The sequence below is a fragment of the Pseudomonas salomonii genome, assembly GCF_900107155.1.
GTDB lineage: Bacteria > Pseudomonadota > Gammaproteobacteria > Pseudomonadales > Pseudomonadaceae > Aquipseudomonas > Aquipseudomonas salomonii.
Genome location: NZ_FNOX01000001.1, coordinates 782,226 through 801,959, shown reverse-complemented (window position 1 = coordinate 801,959; position 19,734 = coordinate 782,226). Strand labels below are relative to the sequence as shown.

At 62.1% G+C, this 19,734-nt stretch carries 16 protein-coding genes; 15 read left to right on the top strand and 1 reads right to left on the bottom strand.

Translation table 11 applies throughout. From position 1 onward, the window contains the following. The first annotated feature begins 143 nt into the window (after positions 1 to 143). From BLV67_RS03825 to pdeM, 15 genes are all read left to right on the top strand, one after another. Positions 144 to 2,528, top strand: a complete 2,385-nt coding sequence (locus BLV67_RS03825; protein ID WP_069786255.1) for a TonB-dependent receptor — start codon at positions 144 to 146, stop codon at positions 2,526 to 2,528. Between the two features lie 25 nt (positions 2,529 to 2,553). Next, positions 2,554 to 3,669, top strand: a complete 1,116-nt coding sequence (locus BLV67_RS03820; protein WP_069786254.1) for an ABC transporter substrate-binding protein — start codon at positions 2,554 to 2,556, stop codon at positions 3,667 to 3,669. A gap of 74 nt (positions 3,670 to 3,743) precedes the next feature. After that, positions 3,744 to 4,802 carry a FecCD family ABC transporter permease gene (locus BLV67_RS03815; protein WP_069786253.1) on the top strand — a complete coding sequence of 353 codons (1,059 nt, stop codon included), beginning with the start codon at positions 3,744 to 3,746 and terminating at the stop codon, positions 4,800 to 4,802. Continuing rightward, on the top strand, positions 4,799 to 5,584 hold the full coding sequence (locus BLV67_RS03810; protein WP_069786252.1) for an ABC transporter ATP-binding protein: 786 nt from the start codon (positions 4,799 to 4,801) through the stop codon (positions 5,582 to 5,584). The genes BLV67_RS03815 and BLV67_RS03810 overlap by 4 nt, the downstream gene beginning before the upstream one ends. A gap of 93 nt (positions 5,585 to 5,677) precedes the next feature. After that, positions 5,678 to 6,322 (top strand): glutathione binding-like protein, encoded by a 645-nt coding sequence (locus BLV67_RS03805; protein WP_069786251.1) that lies wholly within the window; start codon positions 5,678 to 5,680, stop codon positions 6,320 to 6,322. A 193-nt stretch (positions 6,323 to 6,515) separates the two neighbouring features. Next, positions 6,516 to 8,957, top strand: coding sequence for a penicillin acylase family protein (locus BLV67_RS03795; protein WP_069786250.1), 2,442 nt, complete (start codon positions 6,516 to 6,518; stop codon positions 8,955 to 8,957). 236 nt (positions 8,958 to 9,193) lie between these two features. Further along, positions 9,194 to 10,198: a ligase-associated DNA damage response exonuclease gene (locus tag BLV67_RS03790; RefSeq protein ID WP_065928994.1), complete on the top strand. Its 1,005-nt coding sequence runs from the start codon at positions 9,194 to 9,196 to the stop codon at positions 10,196 to 10,198. After that, a complete protein-coding gene (locus BLV67_RS03785; RefSeq protein ID WP_069786249.1) occupies positions 10,195 to 11,829 on the top strand; it encodes an ATP-dependent DNA ligase in 1,635 nt (544 codons plus the stop codon). Before BLV67_RS03790 ends, BLV67_RS03785 begins: the two co-directional genes overlap by 4 nt. A gap of 229 nt (positions 11,830 to 12,058) precedes the next feature. Continuing rightward, positions 12,059 to 12,838 (top strand): transporter substrate-binding domain-containing protein, encoded by a 780-nt coding sequence (locus tag BLV67_RS03780; RefSeq protein WP_017137173.1) that lies wholly within the window; start codon positions 12,059 to 12,061, stop codon positions 12,836 to 12,838. A 60-nt stretch (positions 12,839 to 12,898) separates the two neighbouring features. Further along, on the top strand, positions 12,899 to 13,627 hold the full coding sequence (locus tag BLV67_RS03775) for an ABC transporter permease (protein ID WP_017137172.1): 729 nt from the start codon (positions 12,899 to 12,901) through the stop codon (positions 13,625 to 13,627). After that, complete coding sequence (locus BLV67_RS03770; protein ID WP_017137171.1) at positions 13,624 to 14,334, top strand: ABC transporter permease; 711 nt, start codon at positions 13,624 to 13,626, stop codon at positions 14,332 to 14,334. Before BLV67_RS03775 ends, BLV67_RS03770 begins: the two co-directional genes overlap by 4 nt. Positions 14,335 to 14,343: 9 nt before the next feature. Further along, positions 14,344 to 15,462, top strand: coding sequence for a succinylglutamate desuccinylase/aspartoacylase family protein (locus BLV67_RS03765; RefSeq protein ID WP_069786248.1), 1,119 nt, complete (start codon positions 14,344 to 14,346; stop codon positions 15,460 to 15,462). Positions 15,463 to 15,475: 13 nt separating this feature from the next. Next, the gene (locus tag BLV67_RS03760; protein WP_017137170.1) at positions 15,476 to 16,240 is read left to right on the top strand and encodes an ABC transporter ATP-binding protein; all 765 of its coding nucleotides are present in this window, start codon (positions 15,476 to 15,478) and stop codon (positions 16,238 to 16,240) included. A gap of 57 nt (positions 16,241 to 16,297) precedes the next feature. Continuing rightward, positions 16,298 to 18,778, top strand: a complete 2,481-nt coding sequence (locus tag BLV67_RS03755) for a ligase-associated DNA damage response DEXH box helicase (RefSeq protein WP_069786247.1) — start codon at positions 16,298 to 16,300, stop codon at positions 18,776 to 18,778. Beyond that, a complete protein-coding gene (pdeM, locus tag BLV67_RS03750) occupies positions 18,778 to 19,428 on the top strand; it encodes a ligase-associated DNA damage response endonuclease PdeM (RefSeq protein ID WP_069786246.1) in 651 nt (216 codons plus the stop codon). Before BLV67_RS03755 ends, pdeM begins: the two co-directional genes overlap by 1 nt. Positions 19,429 to 19,453: 25 nt before the next feature. Here the strand turns inward: pdeM and BLV67_RS03745 are convergent, their stop codons facing one another. Beyond that, positions 19,454 to 19,654: a hypothetical protein gene (locus BLV67_RS03745; RefSeq protein ID WP_017137167.1), complete on the bottom strand. Its 201-nt coding sequence runs from the start codon at positions 19,652 to 19,654 to the stop codon at positions 19,454 to 19,456. Positions 19,655 to 19,734 lie beyond the last annotated feature (80 nt).

The following is a 19,734-nucleotide window of genomic DNA, read 5'->3' as shown; positions in this document are numbered from 1 at the left end:
GATACACGCAAATGTAATGGAATGTTGTGGGGAACCATAATCACGCATCAGCGATACAAAGCCAGGGCATGGCAGGCGGAATCGCTCTTTAGACTACCGAACCTGAATGAGAGTAATTGTAATTTAGACTCGGATCATCACCTATGTCACTGCCCACGCCCCAACGTCACACGCTGCACACCACCCTGGCACCGATGTTCGGTTTCCTCGCTGCCGGCAGTGTTGCGCCGACCGCCTGGGCCGATGCGCCGGCCGCCGCGCCGAATGATTCGGTGGTGAGCCTGCCGCAGATCACGGTCGACGGCCAGGAAGCCAGCTCCACCTTCAAAGTCGACCGTGTGACCTCGGCCAAAATCAGCCAGCCGCTGCTCGACGCCCCGCAAAGCGTGACTATCGTGCCGCAGCAGGTGCTCAAGGAGCAGAACGCGCAGACCCTGCAGGAAGTGTTGCGCAACGTGCCGGGCATCACCTTCATGTCCGGCGAAGGCAACCTGGGCTGGGGCGATCTGTTTTCGATTCGCGGGTTTTCCTCCGAGCAAAGCCTGACCGTCGACGGCGTGCGCGATGCGGGCATGTCCACGCGCACCGACACTTTCAACCTGCAACAGGCCGAAGTGTTCAAGGGCACCGGCTCGATTGAGTCGGGCGTTTCCGCCGTGGGCGGCAGCGTCAACCTGGTGAGCAAAGAAGCGCACCTGGGTGATGCCAACAAGGTGTCGGCCGGGATCGGCACCGACAGCTACCGTCGCCTCACCGCCGACCTCAATAAACAGCTGAACGACACCACCGCCGTGCGCATCAACCTGATGAAGCACTACAACCAAGTGGCCGACCGCGACGACGTGGACTATGACCGCTGGGGCGTCGCCACCTCGTTCGGCTTCGGCCTGGGCACCGACACGCGTTTCTTCGTCGACACCTTCTACCAGAAAGACACCAACACCCCTGACGGCGGCGTGCCGATCCAGCGCGGCACCGACGGCCACCGCATGCCCGGCGTCAAACGCTCCAACTGGTACGGCGACTCCAGCCTGTATACGCAGGAGAACGAAACCACCTCGCTGACCGCCCGCTTCGAGCATGACTTTGACTGGAACGAGGCCCACCTGCGCAACCAGACCCGCTGGGAACGCAGCGACAACTTCGCCGTGCTGTCCCCGGCACGCTTCTTCGCCGCCGATGCCAGCGGTAAAAAAACCTGCACCGGCGCCCGCTGTGCGACCTTGGGCTACACCGGCACAGGCCCAATCAGCCAAGTGCCCGGCAGCACGGTGAATGCCTACACCGACTACGTAAACAACAGCAACACCGGCTACGGCATCCTGCGGGGCGGCGACTTCGGCTTGTCCAAGCGCTACACCATCCTGGATAACCAGACCGACTTCAGCTTCACGTTCAACACCGGCAGCCTGCAGCACGCCGTGGTCAGCGGCCTGGAGTTCTATCACGAGACGTATGGCGGCCTGAAACGCAACGCCGAAGTGCCGGCCGGCGACCTGTTCTTCAACATGAACGAGCCCAGCCACAGCTTCGCCAGCACCTACGTAACCAAGGGCGAAGGCGACCCGCGCTCGGTGATCGATAACGCCGGTCTCTACGCGGGCGACACCGTCACCCTCAACGAGCAATGGCAAGTGCTCGGCTCGCTGCGCTACGACAACTGGCGCGCGCAAACCCGCCAGCGCGGCCAGGCCGACATCAGCAGCACCGACGGTGCGGTGAGCGGTCGCGTCGGCGCGGTGTACAAGCCATTGCCGAACGGCAGCGTCTACGTGTCCTACAGCGAGGCGGCGCAACCGTCGGCGCTGGGCGCGTCCACCAACAACCAGATCTACGGCGCGTCCACCACCCGCAACTACAGCCCGGCCAAGTCGAAAACCTACGAGATCGGCACCAAGTGGGACATTGCCCACGACAGGCTCAATGTCACGGCGGCGATCTTCCGCACCGAACTGGACAACGCCTGGGAATACCAGGACGGCGAATCCGCGCCGGTGCGCGCCCTGCCCGCCAAGCGTGTGGACGGCATCGAACTCGGCCTGCAAGGCAACATCACCCCGCGCTGGACCGCCTACACCGGTTTTTCGGCGCTCAAAAGCACGCAGACCAAAGGCATCAACAAGGGTGCCGAAGCCAAGAACGTCCCCGACCTGACCGCCAACCTGTGGACCACCTACGCCGTCACCGACGCCCTGAGCCTCAGCTACGGCGAGCAGTACGTGGGTCGTCGCCGCTACAGCGACAACAACTATGTCGGCGGTTTGAACAACAACAGCAGCTACGCCAATGGCCCGTCCGGTGTGTATGCGATCTACACCCGCGACCACGAAAAAGCCCCGGGTTACTGGCTGAGCAACCTGGCGGCGCAATACAAGGTGAACAAGGACACCAGGGTCAACCTCAACCTCAACAACGTGTTTAACAAGTTCTATTACAGCCAGGTCGGCGCGTCCCTTGACGGCTTCCAGCTCTACGGCATCCCAGGTGCCGGTCGCACGCTCACCGCCAGTGTCGATTATGAGTTCTGATTGCCCCTCACCCGGAGTCCTTTCCATGTTCAAACCTCGTAACGTGCTCAAGCTCGGCGTGCTGTGCGCCGCGCTGGTCCTCGGCCACGCCGAAACGGCCGCCGCCCACGAAGTCACCGACGTGCTGGGCCGCAAGGTCGACGTCAAAGACGACGTCAAACGTGTGGTACTGGGCGAAGGCCGCTTGATTTCGGCGTTTGCCTTGCTCGACAAGGACGCACCGTTCCAGCGCATCGTCGGCTGGCAGAATGATTTGAAGCTGCTGGACCAGCACACTTACAACGCCTATGTGGCGAAGTTTCCTTCGGTCAAAAACATCCCGTTGATCGGGCAAGCGTCCGAGCAGAGTGTCAGTGCCGAGGAAATTCTCTCGCTGAAACCGGATCTGGCGGTGTTCAGCATTTCGGGCCACGGCCCGACCGAGCACAGCGCGGTGGCGGACGTGCTGGCCAAAGCCGGCATCCCGGTGTTGTTCGTCGACTTTCGCATCAACCCGGTGCAGGGCACTCACACCAGCATGAACGCGCTGGGCCAGGCCTTGGGCCGTGAAGCCCAGGCCAAGGCGTTCCTGAGGTTCTATGACCAGCACATCAAGGCCATCACCGACGCCGTTGCCACCTTGCCTGCCGGCCCGCGCCCGAGTGTGTTCCTCGAATTGCTGGCCGGTGCCTGGCAGGCGCCGGGGCACACCACCGGCAAAAGCGGCATGGGTGAAGTGATCAAGCTGGTCGGCGGGCGCAATATCGCCGCCGACGTGGTGCCGGGTGCGCTGGGGGACATCAGCGTTGAATACGCACTTAAAGCCGACCCGGATGTGTACGTGGCCACCGGCAATCACACACCGGGGCTGATTCTCGGCGCTGGCGTGAGCACCGATGAAGCCCGCGAGGCGTTCGATCGTGTGCTGGCGCGGCCGGAGTTCGCCAACCTGCGTGCCATCCGCGCGGGCAATGCCCACGGCCTGTGGCATGACTTCTACAACTCGCCATACAACTTGCTGGCGATTGAAGCATTGGCCAAATGGGTGCACCCGGAGCTGTTCGCCAAACTCGACCCGCAGGTGACTATGCAACAGATCAACCAGCAGTTCCTGGGCATGCCATTGCAGGGTGCTTATTGGATTGACGCCAACACCCAGTAACCCCAATCGCCCTGCAGGAATGCAGTCAGCTCCCAAATGTGGATTTTCGTTGTTTTCAACATTGCGTGAGCCCCATGACCACTCAAACCCTCGACCTTGCCAGCGCCACTCACGGCTATCGCCGCTTGCTGGCCCGGCGTGCCTGGCTGCTGGCGCTGCTCGGCATCGCGCTGGTCTGCGCCATTCTGGTGGACCTGGCCAGCGGCCCGTCGGGCATGGGCCTGCCGGCGTTGCTTGACGGCGTCCTGCATCCGTCGCACCTGAGCGCCACCGACCAGGTGATCATCTGGAACGTGCGCCTGCCCTACGCGCTGATGGCGGTGCTGGTGGGTTGCGCGCTGTCGCTGGCCGGGGCCGAGATGCAGGCGATCCTCAATAACCCGCTGGCCAGCCCGTTTACGTTGGGCGTGTCGTCGGCGGCGGCCTTGGGCGCGTCGTTGGTCATCGTGTTTCCGGTGACCACGCTGTGGGTGTCGGCCAACACCGCGATTTCCATCTCGGCGTTTATCTTTGCCGCCGCCTCGGTGTTTTTGCTGCAAGCCATGTCACGCCTGCGCGGTGCGGGGGTGGAAAGTTTGGTGTTGTTCGGCATCGCGCTGGTGTTCAGTTGCAACGCCGTGGTGGCCTTGCTGCAACTGGTGGCCACCGAAGACGTGTTGCAACAGTTGGTGTTCTGGACCTTGGGCAGCGTGACCCGCGCCAACTGGGACAAGCTCGGCATCCTCGCCTTTGTTGTCGCCGTGGTGCTGCCGTTTTCCTTCGCCGCCGCGCCGCGCCTGACCCTGCTGCGCATGGGCGAAGACCGCGCACAAAGCTTTGGCGTGGACGTGAAGCGCCTGCGATTTTTCTCGTTGCTGCGTATCAGCCTGCTGTCAGCCACCGCCGTGGCGTTTGTAGGCACCATCGGTTTTATCGGCCTGGTGGGGCCGCATATTGCGCGGATTCTGGTGGGTGAAGACCAGCGTTTTCTGCTGCCCGCCAGTGCGTTGACCGGCGCGTTGCTGCTGGCGCTGTCGTCGATTGCCAGCAAACTGATCATGCCCGGCGTGATTGTGCCGGTGGGCATTGTCACCGCCCTGGTGGGCGTACCGATTTTTGTGGTGTTGGTGTTCAAGCGCGGGAGGCAGTTATGAGTGCGGGGTTATCGGTACACAACGCCAATGTCAGCTACGGGCGCCGACAGATTGTGCATGAGCTGAGCTTGCCGACCCTGCCCCACGGCAGCCTCACCGCCTTGATCGGCCCTAATGGCGCGGGTAAATCCACGCTGCTGCGGGCCATTGCCGGGCTGGAAAAGATGCAAGGCGTGGTCAGGCTGGGTGACCTCGACCTGTCGGCCATGTCGGTGGCCGAGCGAGCGCGACGCGTGACGTACATGCCGCAAAACCTGCCGCCAGGCCTGAGCCTCAGCGTGATGGAAAGCGTGATCGCCGCGCTAAGGGTGGCCAATGTGGACGGCATTCCATTGTCCAGCGAGGCCTGTCTGCGCGAAGCCTTCGAAGCGTTGCAGCGTATCGGCATCGCGCATTTGGCCGATCAACTGTTAAGCACCTTGTCTGGCGGCCAGCGCCAATTGGTCAGCCTCGCGCAGCTGATTGCGCGGCGCCCGCAAGTGATGTTGCTCGACGAACCCACCAGCGCGCTCGACCTCAATTACCAATTAAAAGTCATGGACTGCGTGCGCGCGCTGGTGCGCGAACACAACTTGATCGCCGTGGTGGTGCTGCACGACATCAACCTGGCTGCACGCTTCGCCGACCATATCGCCGTGCTGCGCCAGGGCCGGTTATACGCCAGCGGCGTGGCGGAGGAGGTGCTCGACCCGGCATTGTTTGCGCAGGTCTATGGCGTACAGGTGCGCATTGAGCGCTGCTCGCAGCAGTCATTACAGGTGTTGGTCGATGGGGCGGTGTGATGGGCTTCTAAGGTTAGACGTAAATGTTTGATTGAATTATTGCCCTGCAATCATCACCTATAGAGACAGGCATTCGCTCATTTGGAGAGCTTCATGATCGACCTGTACTACTGGACCACCCCCAACGGTCACAAAGTCTCGCTGTTCCTGGAAGAAGCCGGCCTGCCCTACACGGTGCACCCGATCAACATCGGCCAGGGCGAGCAGTTCAAGCCGGACTTCCTGAAGATCGCTCCCAACAACCGCATCCCGGCCATCGTCGATCACAGCCCGACCGACGGCGGCGCGCCGATTTCACTGTTCGAATCCGGCGCGATCTTGCTGTACCTCGCGGAAAAAACCGGCCAATTCATCCCCAAGGACCTGCGCGGCCGCCAGGAAGCGCTGCAATGGCTGTTCTGGCAAATGGGCGGGCTGGGGCCGATGGCGGGTCAGAATCATCATTTCAGCCAGTTCGCACCGGAGAAAATTCCCTACGCCATTAAACGTTATGTGGATGAAACCGCCCGTCTGTATGGCGTGCTGGACCGCCGGTTGGCCGACCGCGCGTTCGTGGCGGGTGAGAACTACAGTATCGCCGACATGGCGATCTACCCGTGGATTGTTTCCCACAAGTGGCAGAGCCAGCGTCTGGAGGATTTCCCCCACGTGCAGCGCTGGTTCAACCGCATCAAGGAACGGCCGGCGACGGTTCGGGCCTACGAGCTGGTGCAGAAAGTGAATCCGCCAAAGTCCTGATTAGCCGAGGATCGTTCCCACGCTCCGCGTGGGAATGCCGCCCCGGACGCTCCGCGTCCCCCCCAAAAAGCGTGACGCCGAGCGTCACAAAATGCATTCCCACGCAGAGCGTGGGAACGATCCTGCTTGCGTCGTTTCGCCGCGCTCACTAACGTAGCGCCTTTAATGACGCTACCCCCGCAGGAGCTTTGCCATGGCCTCGCCAGCCCTCTCACATTTTATCCCCCGGTTCGGCGTTGCCGCGGCAGTGGCCAGTGCTTTAAGCCTGGCCGGTTGCCAGCTCCAGAGCACCCAGGACACCCTGCCGCCGGTGGCCGGTGTGCAACCGATCAAGGGCCTGGCACAGAATGTGTCGGTGCGCCGCAATGCCCAGGGCATGCCGTTGATCGAAAGCAACACCTTCCATGACGCGCTGTTCAGCCTCGGTTATGTACACGCCAGCGACCGCATCACGCAGATGGTCACTTTGCGCCTGCTGGCTCAAGGCCGCCTGGCGGAGATGTCCGGGCCGCAGGTGCTGGATGTCGACCGTTTCATGCGCGCGGTCAACCTGAAAAAAAGCGCCGGCGAGCTGTATAACGCTTCGTCGCCGCGCCTCAAGCGCTTCTTTGAAGTGTATGCCCGCGGCGTCAATGCCTATCTGTTCCGCTACCGCGACAAGCTGCCGCCGGACCTGGCCCAGACCGGCTACAAGCCCGAGTACTGGAAGCCGGAAGATTCGGCACTGTTGTTCTGCCTGCTGAACTTCAGCGAGTCGAGCAACCTGCAGGAAGAACTCTCGTCGCTGGTACTGGCGCAGAAAGTCGGCGCCGACAAGCTCGCCTGGCTGACGCCGAGTGCGCCGGACGAGCCAATCCCGATGGACGAAGCCGACAAACTCAAGGGCGTGAACCTCAGCCAGGTCACCGGCCTTGCCGGGCTTGAAAGCGTCGGCCAGCAGTTGAACAGCCTTAACGCACTGGCCGTCACCACCTCCAACAATTGGGCGATCGGCCCGCAACGCAGCCGCAGTGGCAAAAGCCTGCTGGCCAGCGACCTGGCAGCCCAGCCACAAGCGCCATCGCCGTGGAACTACGTGCAGATCCGCGCCCCGAAATACCAGGCGGTCGGCGTCTCGATTGCCGGTTTGCCGACCCTGCTGTCCGGCTTCAACGGCAAAGTGGCGTGGAGCATGAGCGCGGTCAAAGGCGACACCCAGGACCTGTTCCTAGAGAAGGTCAAACGCCAAGGCAGCGCGTTGTACTACGAGAACAACGGCAAATGGCTACCGGCCGTCGTGCGCAACGAAACCTACTTCGCCAAGGGCCAGCGGCCGATTCGCGAAGTGGTGTACGAAACCCGCCACGGCGCCCTGCTCAACAGCAGCCAGGCACTCACCACCGGGTTCGGCCTGGCCCTGCAAACCGCCGACCTCAAGGACGACAAGAGCCTGGACGCATTCTTCGACCTGTCCCGCGCCCAAAGCGCCGGCAAGGCCTCGGACGCGACCCGGGAAATCCGCGCCATCGCCCTCAACATGATGTTTGCCGACGCGAGCAGCATTGGCTGGCAAGTCACCGGCCGCTTCCCCAACCGCCGCGAAGGCCAGGGCCTGCTGCCCTCGCCGGGCTGGGACGCGCGCTTTGACTGGGACGGCTACGCCGACGCGATGCTGCACCCTTACGATCAAGACCCGGCCCAAGGCTGGATCGGCACGGCCAACCAGCGCACCGCGCCACGCGGTTATGGCATGCAGTTGTCCAACTCCTGGGACGCCCCGGAGCGCAGCGAGCGCCTGGCGCAACTGGCCAACGCCGGCAAGCATGACAGCCGCAGCATGATCGCCATGCAGTACGACCAGTCCACTACGTTTGCCGCCAAGCTCAAGACCATGTTCCAGGCGCCGGGCATGGCCCAGCCGCTGAGACAGGCAATCGATGCGCTGCCGGCAGCCGACGCCGTGAAGGCCCGCGAAGCGCTCAATCGCTTGATGGCCTTTGACGGTCGCCTGGCACCGACCTCCGCCGATGCGGCGATCTATGAGCTGTTCCTGCAGGAAAGCACCAGGCAGATCTTCCTCGACGAACTCGGCCCGGAAACCAGCGCCAGCTGGAAAGCCTTTGTCAGCAACGCCAACCTGTCCTATTCCGCCAACGCCGACCACCTGCTGGGCCGTGAAGACAGCCCCTTCTGGGACGACGTACGCACCGCGCAAAAAGAAGACAAACCGGCGATCCTCGCCCGCAGCCTTGCCGCCGCCATCACCGCTGGCGACAGCCAATTGGGTGGCGATCACAAGGCCTGGCAGTGGGGCAAACTGCACACCACCACCTGGAAAGACACCAATGGCCAGGTGATCCGCGGCCCGTTTGCCAGTGGCGGCGACCACAACACCCTGAACCCGGCGCCCTACAGCTGGGGGCAGGATTTTGTCACCACCCAAGTGCCGGCGCTGCGCATGATCGTCGACTTCAGCCAAATCGAACCGATGATGGGTCAAGGTGGCATCGGCCAATCCGGCAACCCGGCGAGCCCCAATTATGCGAACGGCATCGATGCGTCGCTCAAGGCGCAATACCTGAGCTTCCCGATGCAGCCGCAGAACTTTGACAAGGCGTATGGGAAAACCCGCTTGACCCTCACACCCGGCAAGTAACCCGGTGATCGTTCCCACGCTCTGCGTGGGAATGCATCCTGTGACGCTCCGCGTCACGCCATCAAAATGTGGGAGCTGGCTTGCCTGCGATGAGGCCGTGTCAGTCACTGATCAAGTGGCTGATGCACCGCCATCGCAGGCAAGCCAGCTCCCACATTTGATCGCCTGAATTTAGATAGAACTTCTCCAGTCTCATTCCCCTCATACCTGATAAGCCCATCGCCCCCGGCACGCCCATGGACCTTGTCATCGCCCGCCCCGAAGGCCTCTATTGTGCTGCGGGAGATTTCTACATCGACCCCTGGCGCCCGGTGGACCGCGCCGTCATCACCCACGCCCATGGCGACCACGCCCGCACCGGCAACCAGCATTACCTGGCCGCCGCTCCAGGCGAAGGTATCCTGCGCTCGCGACTGGGCCAGGACATCAACCTGCAAACCCTGGCCTACGGCGAAAAGCTCATTCACCACGGCGTCACCCTGAGTTTCCACCCCGCCGGGCACGTGCTCGGCTCCGCTCAGGTGCGCCTGGAATACCAGGGCGAAGTCTGGGTCGCCTCCGGCGACTATAAAGTCGAACCCGACGGCACCTGTGCGCCCTTTGAGCCGGTGCGTTGCCACACCTTCATCACCGAATCCACCTTCGGCCTGCCGATTTACCGCTGGCAGCCCCAGGCGCAGATTTTTGCCGGCATCAATGACTGGTGGCAGGCCAATATCGCGGTCGGCAAGGCCAGCGTGTTGTTCTGTTATTCCTTTGGCAAAGCCCAGCGCATCCTGCATGGCATCGACGCCAGCATCGGCCCGATCCTCAGCCATGGCGCGGTGGAACCGCTGAACCGTGTGTACCGCGAGGCCGGCATTTATATCCCTGAAACCCTGTATGCCGGTGACTTCAAAAAGACCGACCCATTGCTGCGCCAGGCACTGATCATCGCTCCGCCGTCTGCCGGTGGCAGCAGTTGGATCAAGCGCTTCGGCGACTACAGCGACGCTTTCGCCAGCGGCTGGATGCGCCTGCGTGGCACGCGACGGCGGCGCGGTGTGGACCGAGGCTTTGTGCTCTCGGACCACGCCGATTGGCCCGGATTGCTGTGGGCCATCGAACAGACCGGCGCCGAACGGGTGATGGTCACCCACGGTTCTGTCGGCGTTTTGGTGCGTCATCTGCGCGAAAAGGGCCTGGATGCTCAGGGTTTCACCACCGAATACGGCGATGACGAAGAAGAGGCCACGGCATGAAAGCCTTCGCCGAGCTGTACGCCAACCTCGACGCCACCACCTCCAGCAATGCCAAGCTGGCCGCACTGCAAGCCTACTTCCGCCAGGCGCCACCCGAAGATGCGGCCTGGGCCGTGTATTTCCTGTCCGGCGGCCGACCTCGGCAATTGGTGCCGACCCGCTTATTGCGCGACATGGCCACCGCAGCGTCGGGTATCGAGCCGTGGTTATTCGAAGAGAGTTACCAGTCGGTGGGCGATCTGGCCGAGACCATTTCGCTGTTGTTGCCCGAATCCTCCTATACCTCGGAGGACGGATTGGCGGTGTGGCTGGAAGACAAGTTGCTGCCGCTGCGTGGCTTGCCGCCGCTGGAATTGGCCGAGCGCCTGCCCGCGTTATGGGCACAGCTCGATCAACCGAGCCTGATGGTGTGCATCAAATTGATCACCGGCAGTTTTCGCGTCGGCGTGTCCAAACTGCTGGTCACCCGCGCCCTCGCCGCCATGGCCGACCTGGACAGCAAACGTGTGGCCCAGCGCCTGGTGGGCTACACCGACCTGTCCAACCGGCCTACGGCCGAAGGCTACCTCAAGCTTATCGCCGCCGAATCGTCTGACGAGCATGCGCAACGCGGCGGGCAGCCGTATCCATTTTTTCTGGCCCATGGGCTGGCGCAACCGGTGGAGCAATTCGACGCCTTGCTCGGCGCAACCGCCGACTGGCAGGTGGAATGGAAGTGGGATGGCATTCGCGCGCAACTGGTCAAGCGCGAAGGTCGCCTGTGGGTTTGGTCGCGCGGTGAGGAGTTGGTCACCGAGCGCTTCCCCGAACTACACAGCCTGGTCAGCGGCCTGCCGGATGGCACGGTGATCGATGGCGAAATTGTGGTGTGGAAGGACGCGGTGCAACCCTTCGCCCTGCTGCAACAGCGCATTGGCCGTAAAACCCTGAGCAAAAAAGTCCTGGAGGATGCGCCGGTGACTGTCCTCGCCTACGACTTGCTGGAATATCAGGGCGACGACTGGCGCAACCACACCCAGGCCGAGCGCCGCGCCCAGCTTGAGCAAGTGATTGCGCAGTGCAACCAGCCCGTGCTGTTGCCATCGCCCTTGCTGACGGGCGCGAGCTGGAAGGACCTGGCTGAGCAACGCGAAGACTCTCGCCGCCTCGGCGTGGAAGGCATGATGCTAAAAGCCCGCGATGGCCTGTACGGCGTGGGCCGCACCAAGGACATGGGCGTGTGGTGGAAATGGAAGGTCGACCCATTCAGTGTCGACGCCGTATTGATCTACGCCCAGCGCGGCCATGGCCGACGCGCCAGTTTGTACAGCGATTACACCTTTGCGGTGTGGGACGGCCCACCCGGCACTGAGCGCACGCTGGTGCCATTCGCCAAGGCGTATTCAGGGCTGACGGACGAAGAAATGCGCAAGGTCGACGCCATTGTGCGCAAGACCACGGTGGAGAAATTCGGCCCGGTCAGCAGCGTGACGCCAAGCATGGTGTTTGAGCTGGGGTTTGAGGGGATTGCCTTGTCCAAACGCCACAAGAGCGGGATTGCGGTGCGGTTTCCCAGGATGTTGCGGTGGCGGCAGGATAAGGCAGTGGAAGAAGCCGACAACCTCGGGACCTTGCAGGATTTGTTGACCTGACATAAATCCCCCTCCCACATTTTGATTTCCATTTGTTTCAGAATGGTGCACTGATTTTTCCATGCCCATTTTCGGGCATCTCCTACACTCACATCTCCCTTATCCCACCTTTTAAAACAATCATTCGGAACTATGGTGCAGAAATTGCTACTTGTGATCCGTCTGACACCGCTCAGTAACAGTCCTAATCGCGCCACAAGCGCTTATCTTGGTTTTTAGGGATTACATAATGAAAAAAGCATTGCTGACCCTTTCTGCACTGGCTCTGTGCATGGCTGCTGGTACCGCGCTGGCCAAGGAATACAAGGAGTTGCGTTTTGGTGTCGATCCTTCCTACGCGCCATTCGAGTCCAAGGCCGCCGACGGCAGCCTGGTAGGCTTCGATATCGACCTGGGCAATGCGATCTGCGCCGAGCTGAAAGTGAAGTGCAAGTGGGTTGAAAGCGACTTCGACGGCATGATTCCAGGCCTGAACGCCAACAAGTTCGACGGCGTGATTTCCTCGATGACCGTGACTGAAGCCCGTGAAAAGGCGATCGATTTCTCCAGCGAGCTGTTCTCCGGCCCGACGTCCCTGGTGTTCAAAAAGGGCGCGAACTTCTCCACGCCTGAGTCCCTCAAGGGTAAATCCGTGGGCTACGAGCAAGGCACCATCCAGGAAGCCTACGCAAAGGCCGTGCTGGACAAGGCCGGTGTGACCACCAAGGCCTACGCCAACCAGGACCAGGTTTACGCCGACCTGACTTCGGGCCGCCTGGACGCTTCCGTGCAGGACATGCTGCAGGCCGAACTGGGCTTTTTGAAGTCGCCGGCCGGCGCTGACTACGAAGTCAGCAAGGCCATCGACGACCCACTGCTGCCATCGAAAACTGCGGTCGGTATCAAAAAAGGTAACAAAGACCTCAAGGCTCTGCTCGATAAAGGTATCAAAGCGTTACACGATGATGGCACCTACGCCACCATCCAGAAGAAACACTTCGGCGACCTGAACCTCTACAGCGGTAAATAACACCCCGGCGCCCACCGGTTTGCGGTGGGCGCTTTTTTATCGCCATTAGGTCCTGAATTCATGTTTGAAGATCTTTTGCAAACCCTGGGGCTGGGTGCCTTCAGCTTGAAGGGGTTCGGCCCGCTGTTGCTGCAAGGTACGTGGATGACCGTGAAACTGTCGGTCGCCTCCCTGGCCGTCAGCGTCCTGCTGGGCCTGCTCGGCGCCAGCGCCAAACTGTCCAGCGTCAGCCTGATACGCATCCCTGCCCAGCTCTACACCACCTTGATTCGCGGTGTGCCCGACCTGGTGCTGATGCTGCTGATTTTTTACAGCCTGCAAATCTGGCTGACCGGCTTTACCGACTTTATGGAATGGGACTACATCGAAATCGACCCATTCAGCGCCGGGGTCATCACCCTGGGCTTCATCTATGGCGCCTATTTCACCGAGACCTTTCGCGGCGCGATCCTCGCCGTGCCCCGTGGCCAACTGGAAGCGGCGACCGCCTACGGGCTCACGCGCGGTCAGCGGTTTCGCTTCGTGACCTTCCCGCAGATGATGCGCTTTGCCTTGCCGGGCATCGGCAACAACTGGATGGTGATGCTCAAGGCCACCGCGCTGGTGTCGATCATCGGCCTGGCGGACTTGGTCAAGGCCGCGCAGGATGCTGGCAAGAGTACTTATCAGCTGTTCTATTTTCTGGTCATCGCTGCGCTGATCTACCTGCTGATCACCAGTGCATCCAACGTCGTCCTGCGCTGGCTTGAGCGCCGCTACTCCGCTGGGTCCCGGGAGGCCGTGCGATGATCGAACTTATCCAGCAATACTGGCGGCCGTTCCTTTATAGCGACGGCCAGCACATCACCGGGCTGGCGATGACCATGTGGCTGCTCAGCGCGGCGCTGGTGATCGGCTTTCTGGTCTCGATCCCACTGTCCATCGCCCGCGTCTCGCGCAAACGCTCCATACGCTGGCCGGTGCAGTTCTACACCTACCTGTTTCGTGGCACGCCGCTGTATATCCAACTGCTGATTTGCTACACCGGCATCTACAGCATCGCCGCCGTGCGTGCGCAGCCGGTGCTGGATGCGTTCTTTCGCGATGCGATGAACTGCACGATCCTCGCCTTCGCGCTTAACACTTGCGCGTACACCACGGAAATTTTCGCCGGCGCGATCCGCAGCATGGCCCATGGGGAAGTCGAAGCGGCCAAGGCGTACGGCCTGAGCGGCTGGAAACTCTATGCCTACGTGATCATGCCGTCGGCCCTGCGCCGCTCGCTGCCCTACTACAGCAACGAAGTGATCCTGATGCTGCACTCGACCACCGTGGCTTTTACTGCGACGGTGCCGGACATTCTCAAGGTAGCGCGGGACGCCAACTCGGCCACCTACATGACCTTTCAATCATTCGGCATCGCCGCGCTGATCTACCTGACCGTGACCTTCGCGCTGGTCGGGCTGTTTCGTCTGGCGGAGCGCCGCTGGCTGGCCTTTCTCGGGCCGAGCCATTAAGGAGTCGCGATGCGTCATCAGGTACATGATCTGATCGCGCCTGTGCCCGGCACTGCGCGGCAGGTTCACAGTTTCCACTTCGGCCCGGAACAGGCTGAGGGCAAGGTTTACATCCAGTCATCACTGCATGCCGATGAGCTGCCGGGCATGCTGGTGGCCTGGCACCTGAAGCTGCGCCTGGCAGAGCTGGCAGCGGCCGGGCGCCTGCGCAGCGAGATCGTGCTGGTGCCCATCGCCAATCCGGTGGGGCTTGAGCAGGTGTTAATGGACATTCCATTGGGCCGTTACGAGCTGGAAAGCGGGCAGAACTTCAATCGCCTGTTTGTCGATCTCAGTGAGGCAGTCGGCAATCAGGTCGAAGACCTGCTGGGCGACGACCCCACGCACAACGTCGAGCTTATTCGCGACGCCCTGAGCCTGGCCCTTGCGGCGCAAACGCCCGCGACCCAGCTGCAATCCCAGCGCCTGGTGCTGCAACGCCTGGCCTGTGACGCCGACATGGTGCTGGACCTGCATTGCGACTTCGAAGCGGTGGCGCACCTGTACACCACGCCCGAGGCCTGGCCGCAGGTGGAGCCGCTGGCGCGCTATATCGGCTCGGAGGCCAACTTGCTGGCGACCGACTCCGGCGGGCAGTCGTTCGACGAATGTTTCACCTTGGTGTGGTGGCAGTTGCAGCAGCGTTTCGGTGAGCGCTTCCCGATCCCGATGGGCAGTTTTTCGGTGACCGTCGAACTGCGCGGCCAGGGCGACGTCAACCACGGCCTGGCGGCGCTGGATTGCCAGGCGATCATCGATTACCTGATTCACTTCGGTGCCATTACCGGTGACGCGCCGCCGCAGCCCGAGCTGCCTTACCCGGCCACGCCACTGGCGGGCGTGGAACCGGTGGCCACACCGGTCGGCGGCTTGCTGGTGTTCAGCGCCCTGCCCGGTGAATACCTGGAAGCCGGGCAACTGATCGCCGAAATCATCGACCCCATTACTGACCGCGTAACGCCTGTGCACTGCCAACATGCCGGCCTGCTTTACGCCCGTTCGCTGCGGCGCATGGCCACTGCCGGCATGGTGATCAGCCATGTTGCCGGCACGCAGGCCTATCGCAGCGGCTACCTACTTTCGCCTTGAGGATGCACGCCCCATGTACAAATTGACCGTTGAAGGCCTGCATAAAAGCTATGGCGACAATGAAGTGCTCAAAGGTGTTTCGCTCAAGGCCAACACCGGTGACGTGATCAGCCTGATCGGCGCCAGTGGTTCGGGCAAAAGTACCTTTTTGCGCTGCATCAACTTTCTGGAAACGCCCAACGATGGCGCCATGACCCTTGATGGTCAGCAGATCCGCATGGTCAGCGACCGCCACGGCATGCGCGTGGCCGACGACGCCGAACTGCAACGCCTGCGTACGCGGCTGGCGATGGTGTTCCAGCATTTCAACCTGTGGAGCCATATGAGCGTGCTGGAAAACATCACCATGGCGCCGCGCCGGGTACTGGGTTGCAGCAAGAAGGACGCCGAAGACCGTGCCCGTCGCTATCTCGATAAGGTCGGGCTGCCGGCACGCGTGGCCGATCAATACCCGGCGTTTCTCTCTGGTGGCCAACAGCAACGGGTGGCCATCGCCCGCGCCCTGGCCATGGAGCCGGAGGTAATGCTGTTTGACGAACCCACCTCGGCCCTCGACCCGGAACTGGTCGGCGAGGTGTTGAAGGTGATCCAGGGCCTGGCCGAGGAAGGCCGCACCATGATCATGGTCACCCACGAGATGAGCTTTGCGCGCAAGGTGTCGAACCAGGTGCTGTTCCTGCACAAGGGTCTGGTGGAAGAGCAAGGCACGCCCGAAGATGTGTTGGGCAACCCCAAGAGCGAGCGCCTGCAGCAATTTCTGAGCGGTAACTTGAAGTAAACCTTTGCCACGCCTGGAGGGTCTCTGACATAGAGCCTCCAGAGCGTCAGCCGCCGAATGGCAAAACCCCTCGACTTCGCCAAAAAATGGTTTGCCGCCAAGGGCTGGAAGCCGTTCGCCTTTCAAAAAGCGGTGTGGGCGGCCGTTAAAGAAGGCCAGTCAGGCCTGCTGCACGCCAGCACCGGCGCGGGCAAAACCTATGCGCTGTGGTTTGCCGCCCTTAACCGCTTCGCCGTCACTCGCCCGCCCGCTACCGGTAAACGCAAAATACCCGCCGAGCCGCTGACGGTGTTATGGATCACACCTATGCGCGCCTTGGCCGCCGACACGGCACGTGCCCTGGAGGCGCCACTGGCGGCACTGGAGATTCCCTGGAGCGTCGGCCTGCGCACGGGGGATACCAGCAGCAGTGAACGCGCACGCCAGACCCGCCGCCAGCCCACCGCGCTGGTGACCACACCGGAAAGCCTGACACTGATGCTTGCGCGTGCCGACAGTGAGACGAGCCTTACGCACCTGCGCATGGTGATCGTGGATGAGTGGCACGAACTGATCGGCAATAAGCGTGGCGTGCAGTTGCAATTGGCGTTGGCGCGCTTGCGGCGTTGGCATCCGGATTTGATGGTGTGGGGGATTTCCGCGACGTTGGGCAACCAGTCCCACGCCCTTGAGGTTCTGGTCCCGCAAGGCGGCGCAATCAATGTGCAGGGGCAGACGGCTAAAGAACTGAAGGTCGACACCTTGTTGCCGCCCACTGTCGAGCGTTTTCCCTGGGCCGGGCATATCGGCTTGAAGATGCTCCCGCAGGTGGTGGCCGAAGTGGAGGCCAGCAGCAGTTGCCTGGTGTTTACCAATACCCGCGCACAGTCGGAGATTTGGTACCAGGCGTTGCTGGAAGCGCGCCCGGATTGGGCCGGCGTGATTGCCCTGCACCATGGCTCACTGTCGCGTGAAACACGCGACTGGGTGGAGCGCGCCCTGAAAGACGGTCAGCTCAAAGCGGTGGTGTGTACCTCGAGCCTGGACCTGGGCGTGGATTTCCTGCCGGTGGAGCGCGTGCTGCAAATCGGCTCGGCCAAAGGCGTAGCGCGCCTGATGCAACGCGCCGGGCGCTCTGGCCATGCGCCAGGCAGGCCATCACGGGTGACGTTGGTGCCGACCCACAGCCTGGAACTGGTGGAGGCCGCCGCCGCCCAGGATGCGATAGCGCAGCGGCGCATCGAAGCTCGCGAATCGCCCTACAAGCCTTTGGATGTACTCGTACAACACTTGGTGAGCATGGCCCTGGGCGGTGGTTTTACCCCGGATGCGCTGTTGGCAGAGGTGCGCGGTGCCTGGGCTTATCGTGACCTTACTGACGCCGATTGGGCCTGGGCGCTGGGGTTTGTGCGCCATGGCGGCCTGTCGTTGACGGCCTATCCGGATTACCGCCGAGTGGAACCCGACGAGCATGGCGTGTGGCGCGTGCCGGATGCGCGCCTGGCGCGGCGCCATCGCATGAGCGTGGGCACTATCGTCAGCGATGCGAGTATCCAGTTGAAATTCTGGAGCAAGGGCGGCGGCGGCAAGAATCTGGGCAGTGTCGAAGAAGGCTTTATCGCCCGGCTCAAGCCTGGCGACGGTTTTTTGTTTGCAGGGCGTTTGCTGGAGTTGGTGCGCGTGGAAAACATGACGGCGTATGTACGCCGCAGCACCGCGAAAAAGGCTGCCGTGCCGCGCTGGAATGGCGGGCGCATGCCGCTATCCAATGAATTGGCGCAAGCGGTGGTCGAGCGCTTTGATGCAGCCGCCCACGGTCACTTTGACGGCCCTGAGATGCGCGCGGTGCAACCTCTGCTACAAACCCAGTTGCGCTGGTCAGGTCTGCCGACACGTGCGCGCTTGCTGGCGGAAGCCCTGAAGTCGCGGGAGGGCTGGCACCTGTTTCTCTACCCGTTCGCCGGGCGCCAGGTGCATCTGGGGCTGGCGAGCCTGCTGGCGTGGCGGGTCAGCCAAGGCCAGCCGGTGACCTTTTCGATTGCGGTGAATGATTACGGCCTGGAACTGTTGAGCGCCACCCCGGTGGACTGGCCGGTGTTGTTGAACGAAGCGCTGCTGAGCCCGGCCAACCTGCTGGTGGATGTAGCCGCCAGCTTGAACGCAGGGGAACTGGCGCTGCGCCGCTTCCGCGAAATCGCCCGCATCGCCGGGCTGGTGTTTGCCGGTTACCCCGGTGCGCCGAAAAGCACGCGGCAGGTGCAAGCTTCCAGCGGCTTGTTCTTTGAGGTGTTCAAACAATATGACCCAGAGAACCTTTTACTGACCCAGGCCGGGGAAGAAGTCCTGCGTGATGAGTTGGATATTCGTCGGCTTGAAGAGACACTCAGCCATCTGTCGGCACTGAAACTCGACCTGCATGTAATCGAACGGCCGACGCCGCTGGCTTTTCCCCTGCTGGTTGAGCGAATGCGCGAGAGCATGAGTTCGGAGAAGCTGTCCGAGCGCATTGCACGCATGGTCAAGGACCTGGAAAAAGTCGCGGATAACGGGAAACGCTGATGCATCATTCGCTGACGCTTGAGGGTGAGGAGCTGTGGCTGCTGCCGGAAAAGGCGATTTACTGGCCCGCCCGCCAGTGCCTGCTGATCGCCGATGCGCATTTTGGCAAGGCCTCGGCGTATCGCAGCCTCGGGCAACCGGTGCCGCAGGGCACCACCACCGAAAACCTGCAGCGCCTGGACCGTCTGTTGTCGGCCCTGCCGTGCACGTGGGTGATCTTTCTCGGCGACTTCCTGCATGGCCCTGGCTCACACGCCAGCGGCACCCTGAGCGCCTTGAGAGCCTGGCGCGCGCGCAATCACGAACTGAACCTGACCTTGATTCGCGGCAATCACGATAAACGCGCTGGCGACCCGCCTGCCGACCTGAGGATTGAAGTGGTGGCCGAGCCGCTGTTGATGGGGCCGTTCGCGCTGCAGCATGAGCCGGATGCCCACCCCAGCCACCATGTGCTGGCCGGGCATGTGCATCCGGTGTACCGGCTGCGCGGCAAAGGCCGCCAGAGTTTGCGACTGCCGTGCTTTCAGATCGGCTCGCGGATCAGCTTGCTGCCGGCGTTCGGAGCTTTTACCGGCGGCTATTCCGTGGAGAAAAGCGATGATCAGCAGTTATTTGTGATCGGCGATCAAGACGTATGGCCGGTGCACTGAAGCGCCAGCCATGTCTTTTGATAAATCAGGCGACAGGCGCTGGAGGCGGCTCATCGGGAAGGACTGGCTCACCGGGCTCGGTGGGCTGCTGTGGCCAATCTTCGTCAGGTTGACCAGGGATGCCGCCCGCATATGCAGGGTCGGCCATCAGGGACCAGGCCAAAACACCAATCTGGTTGGGTTCAAGCCGGGCGAGTTCGGCGCTGATTCGCGGGTCGATCTTCATAAAGTACTCCTCAAGCGTGGCTCGGCGCGTTTTGCACGCGCCGAGGCAGTACACCCAATAGAGTCACTTCACGCAGACTA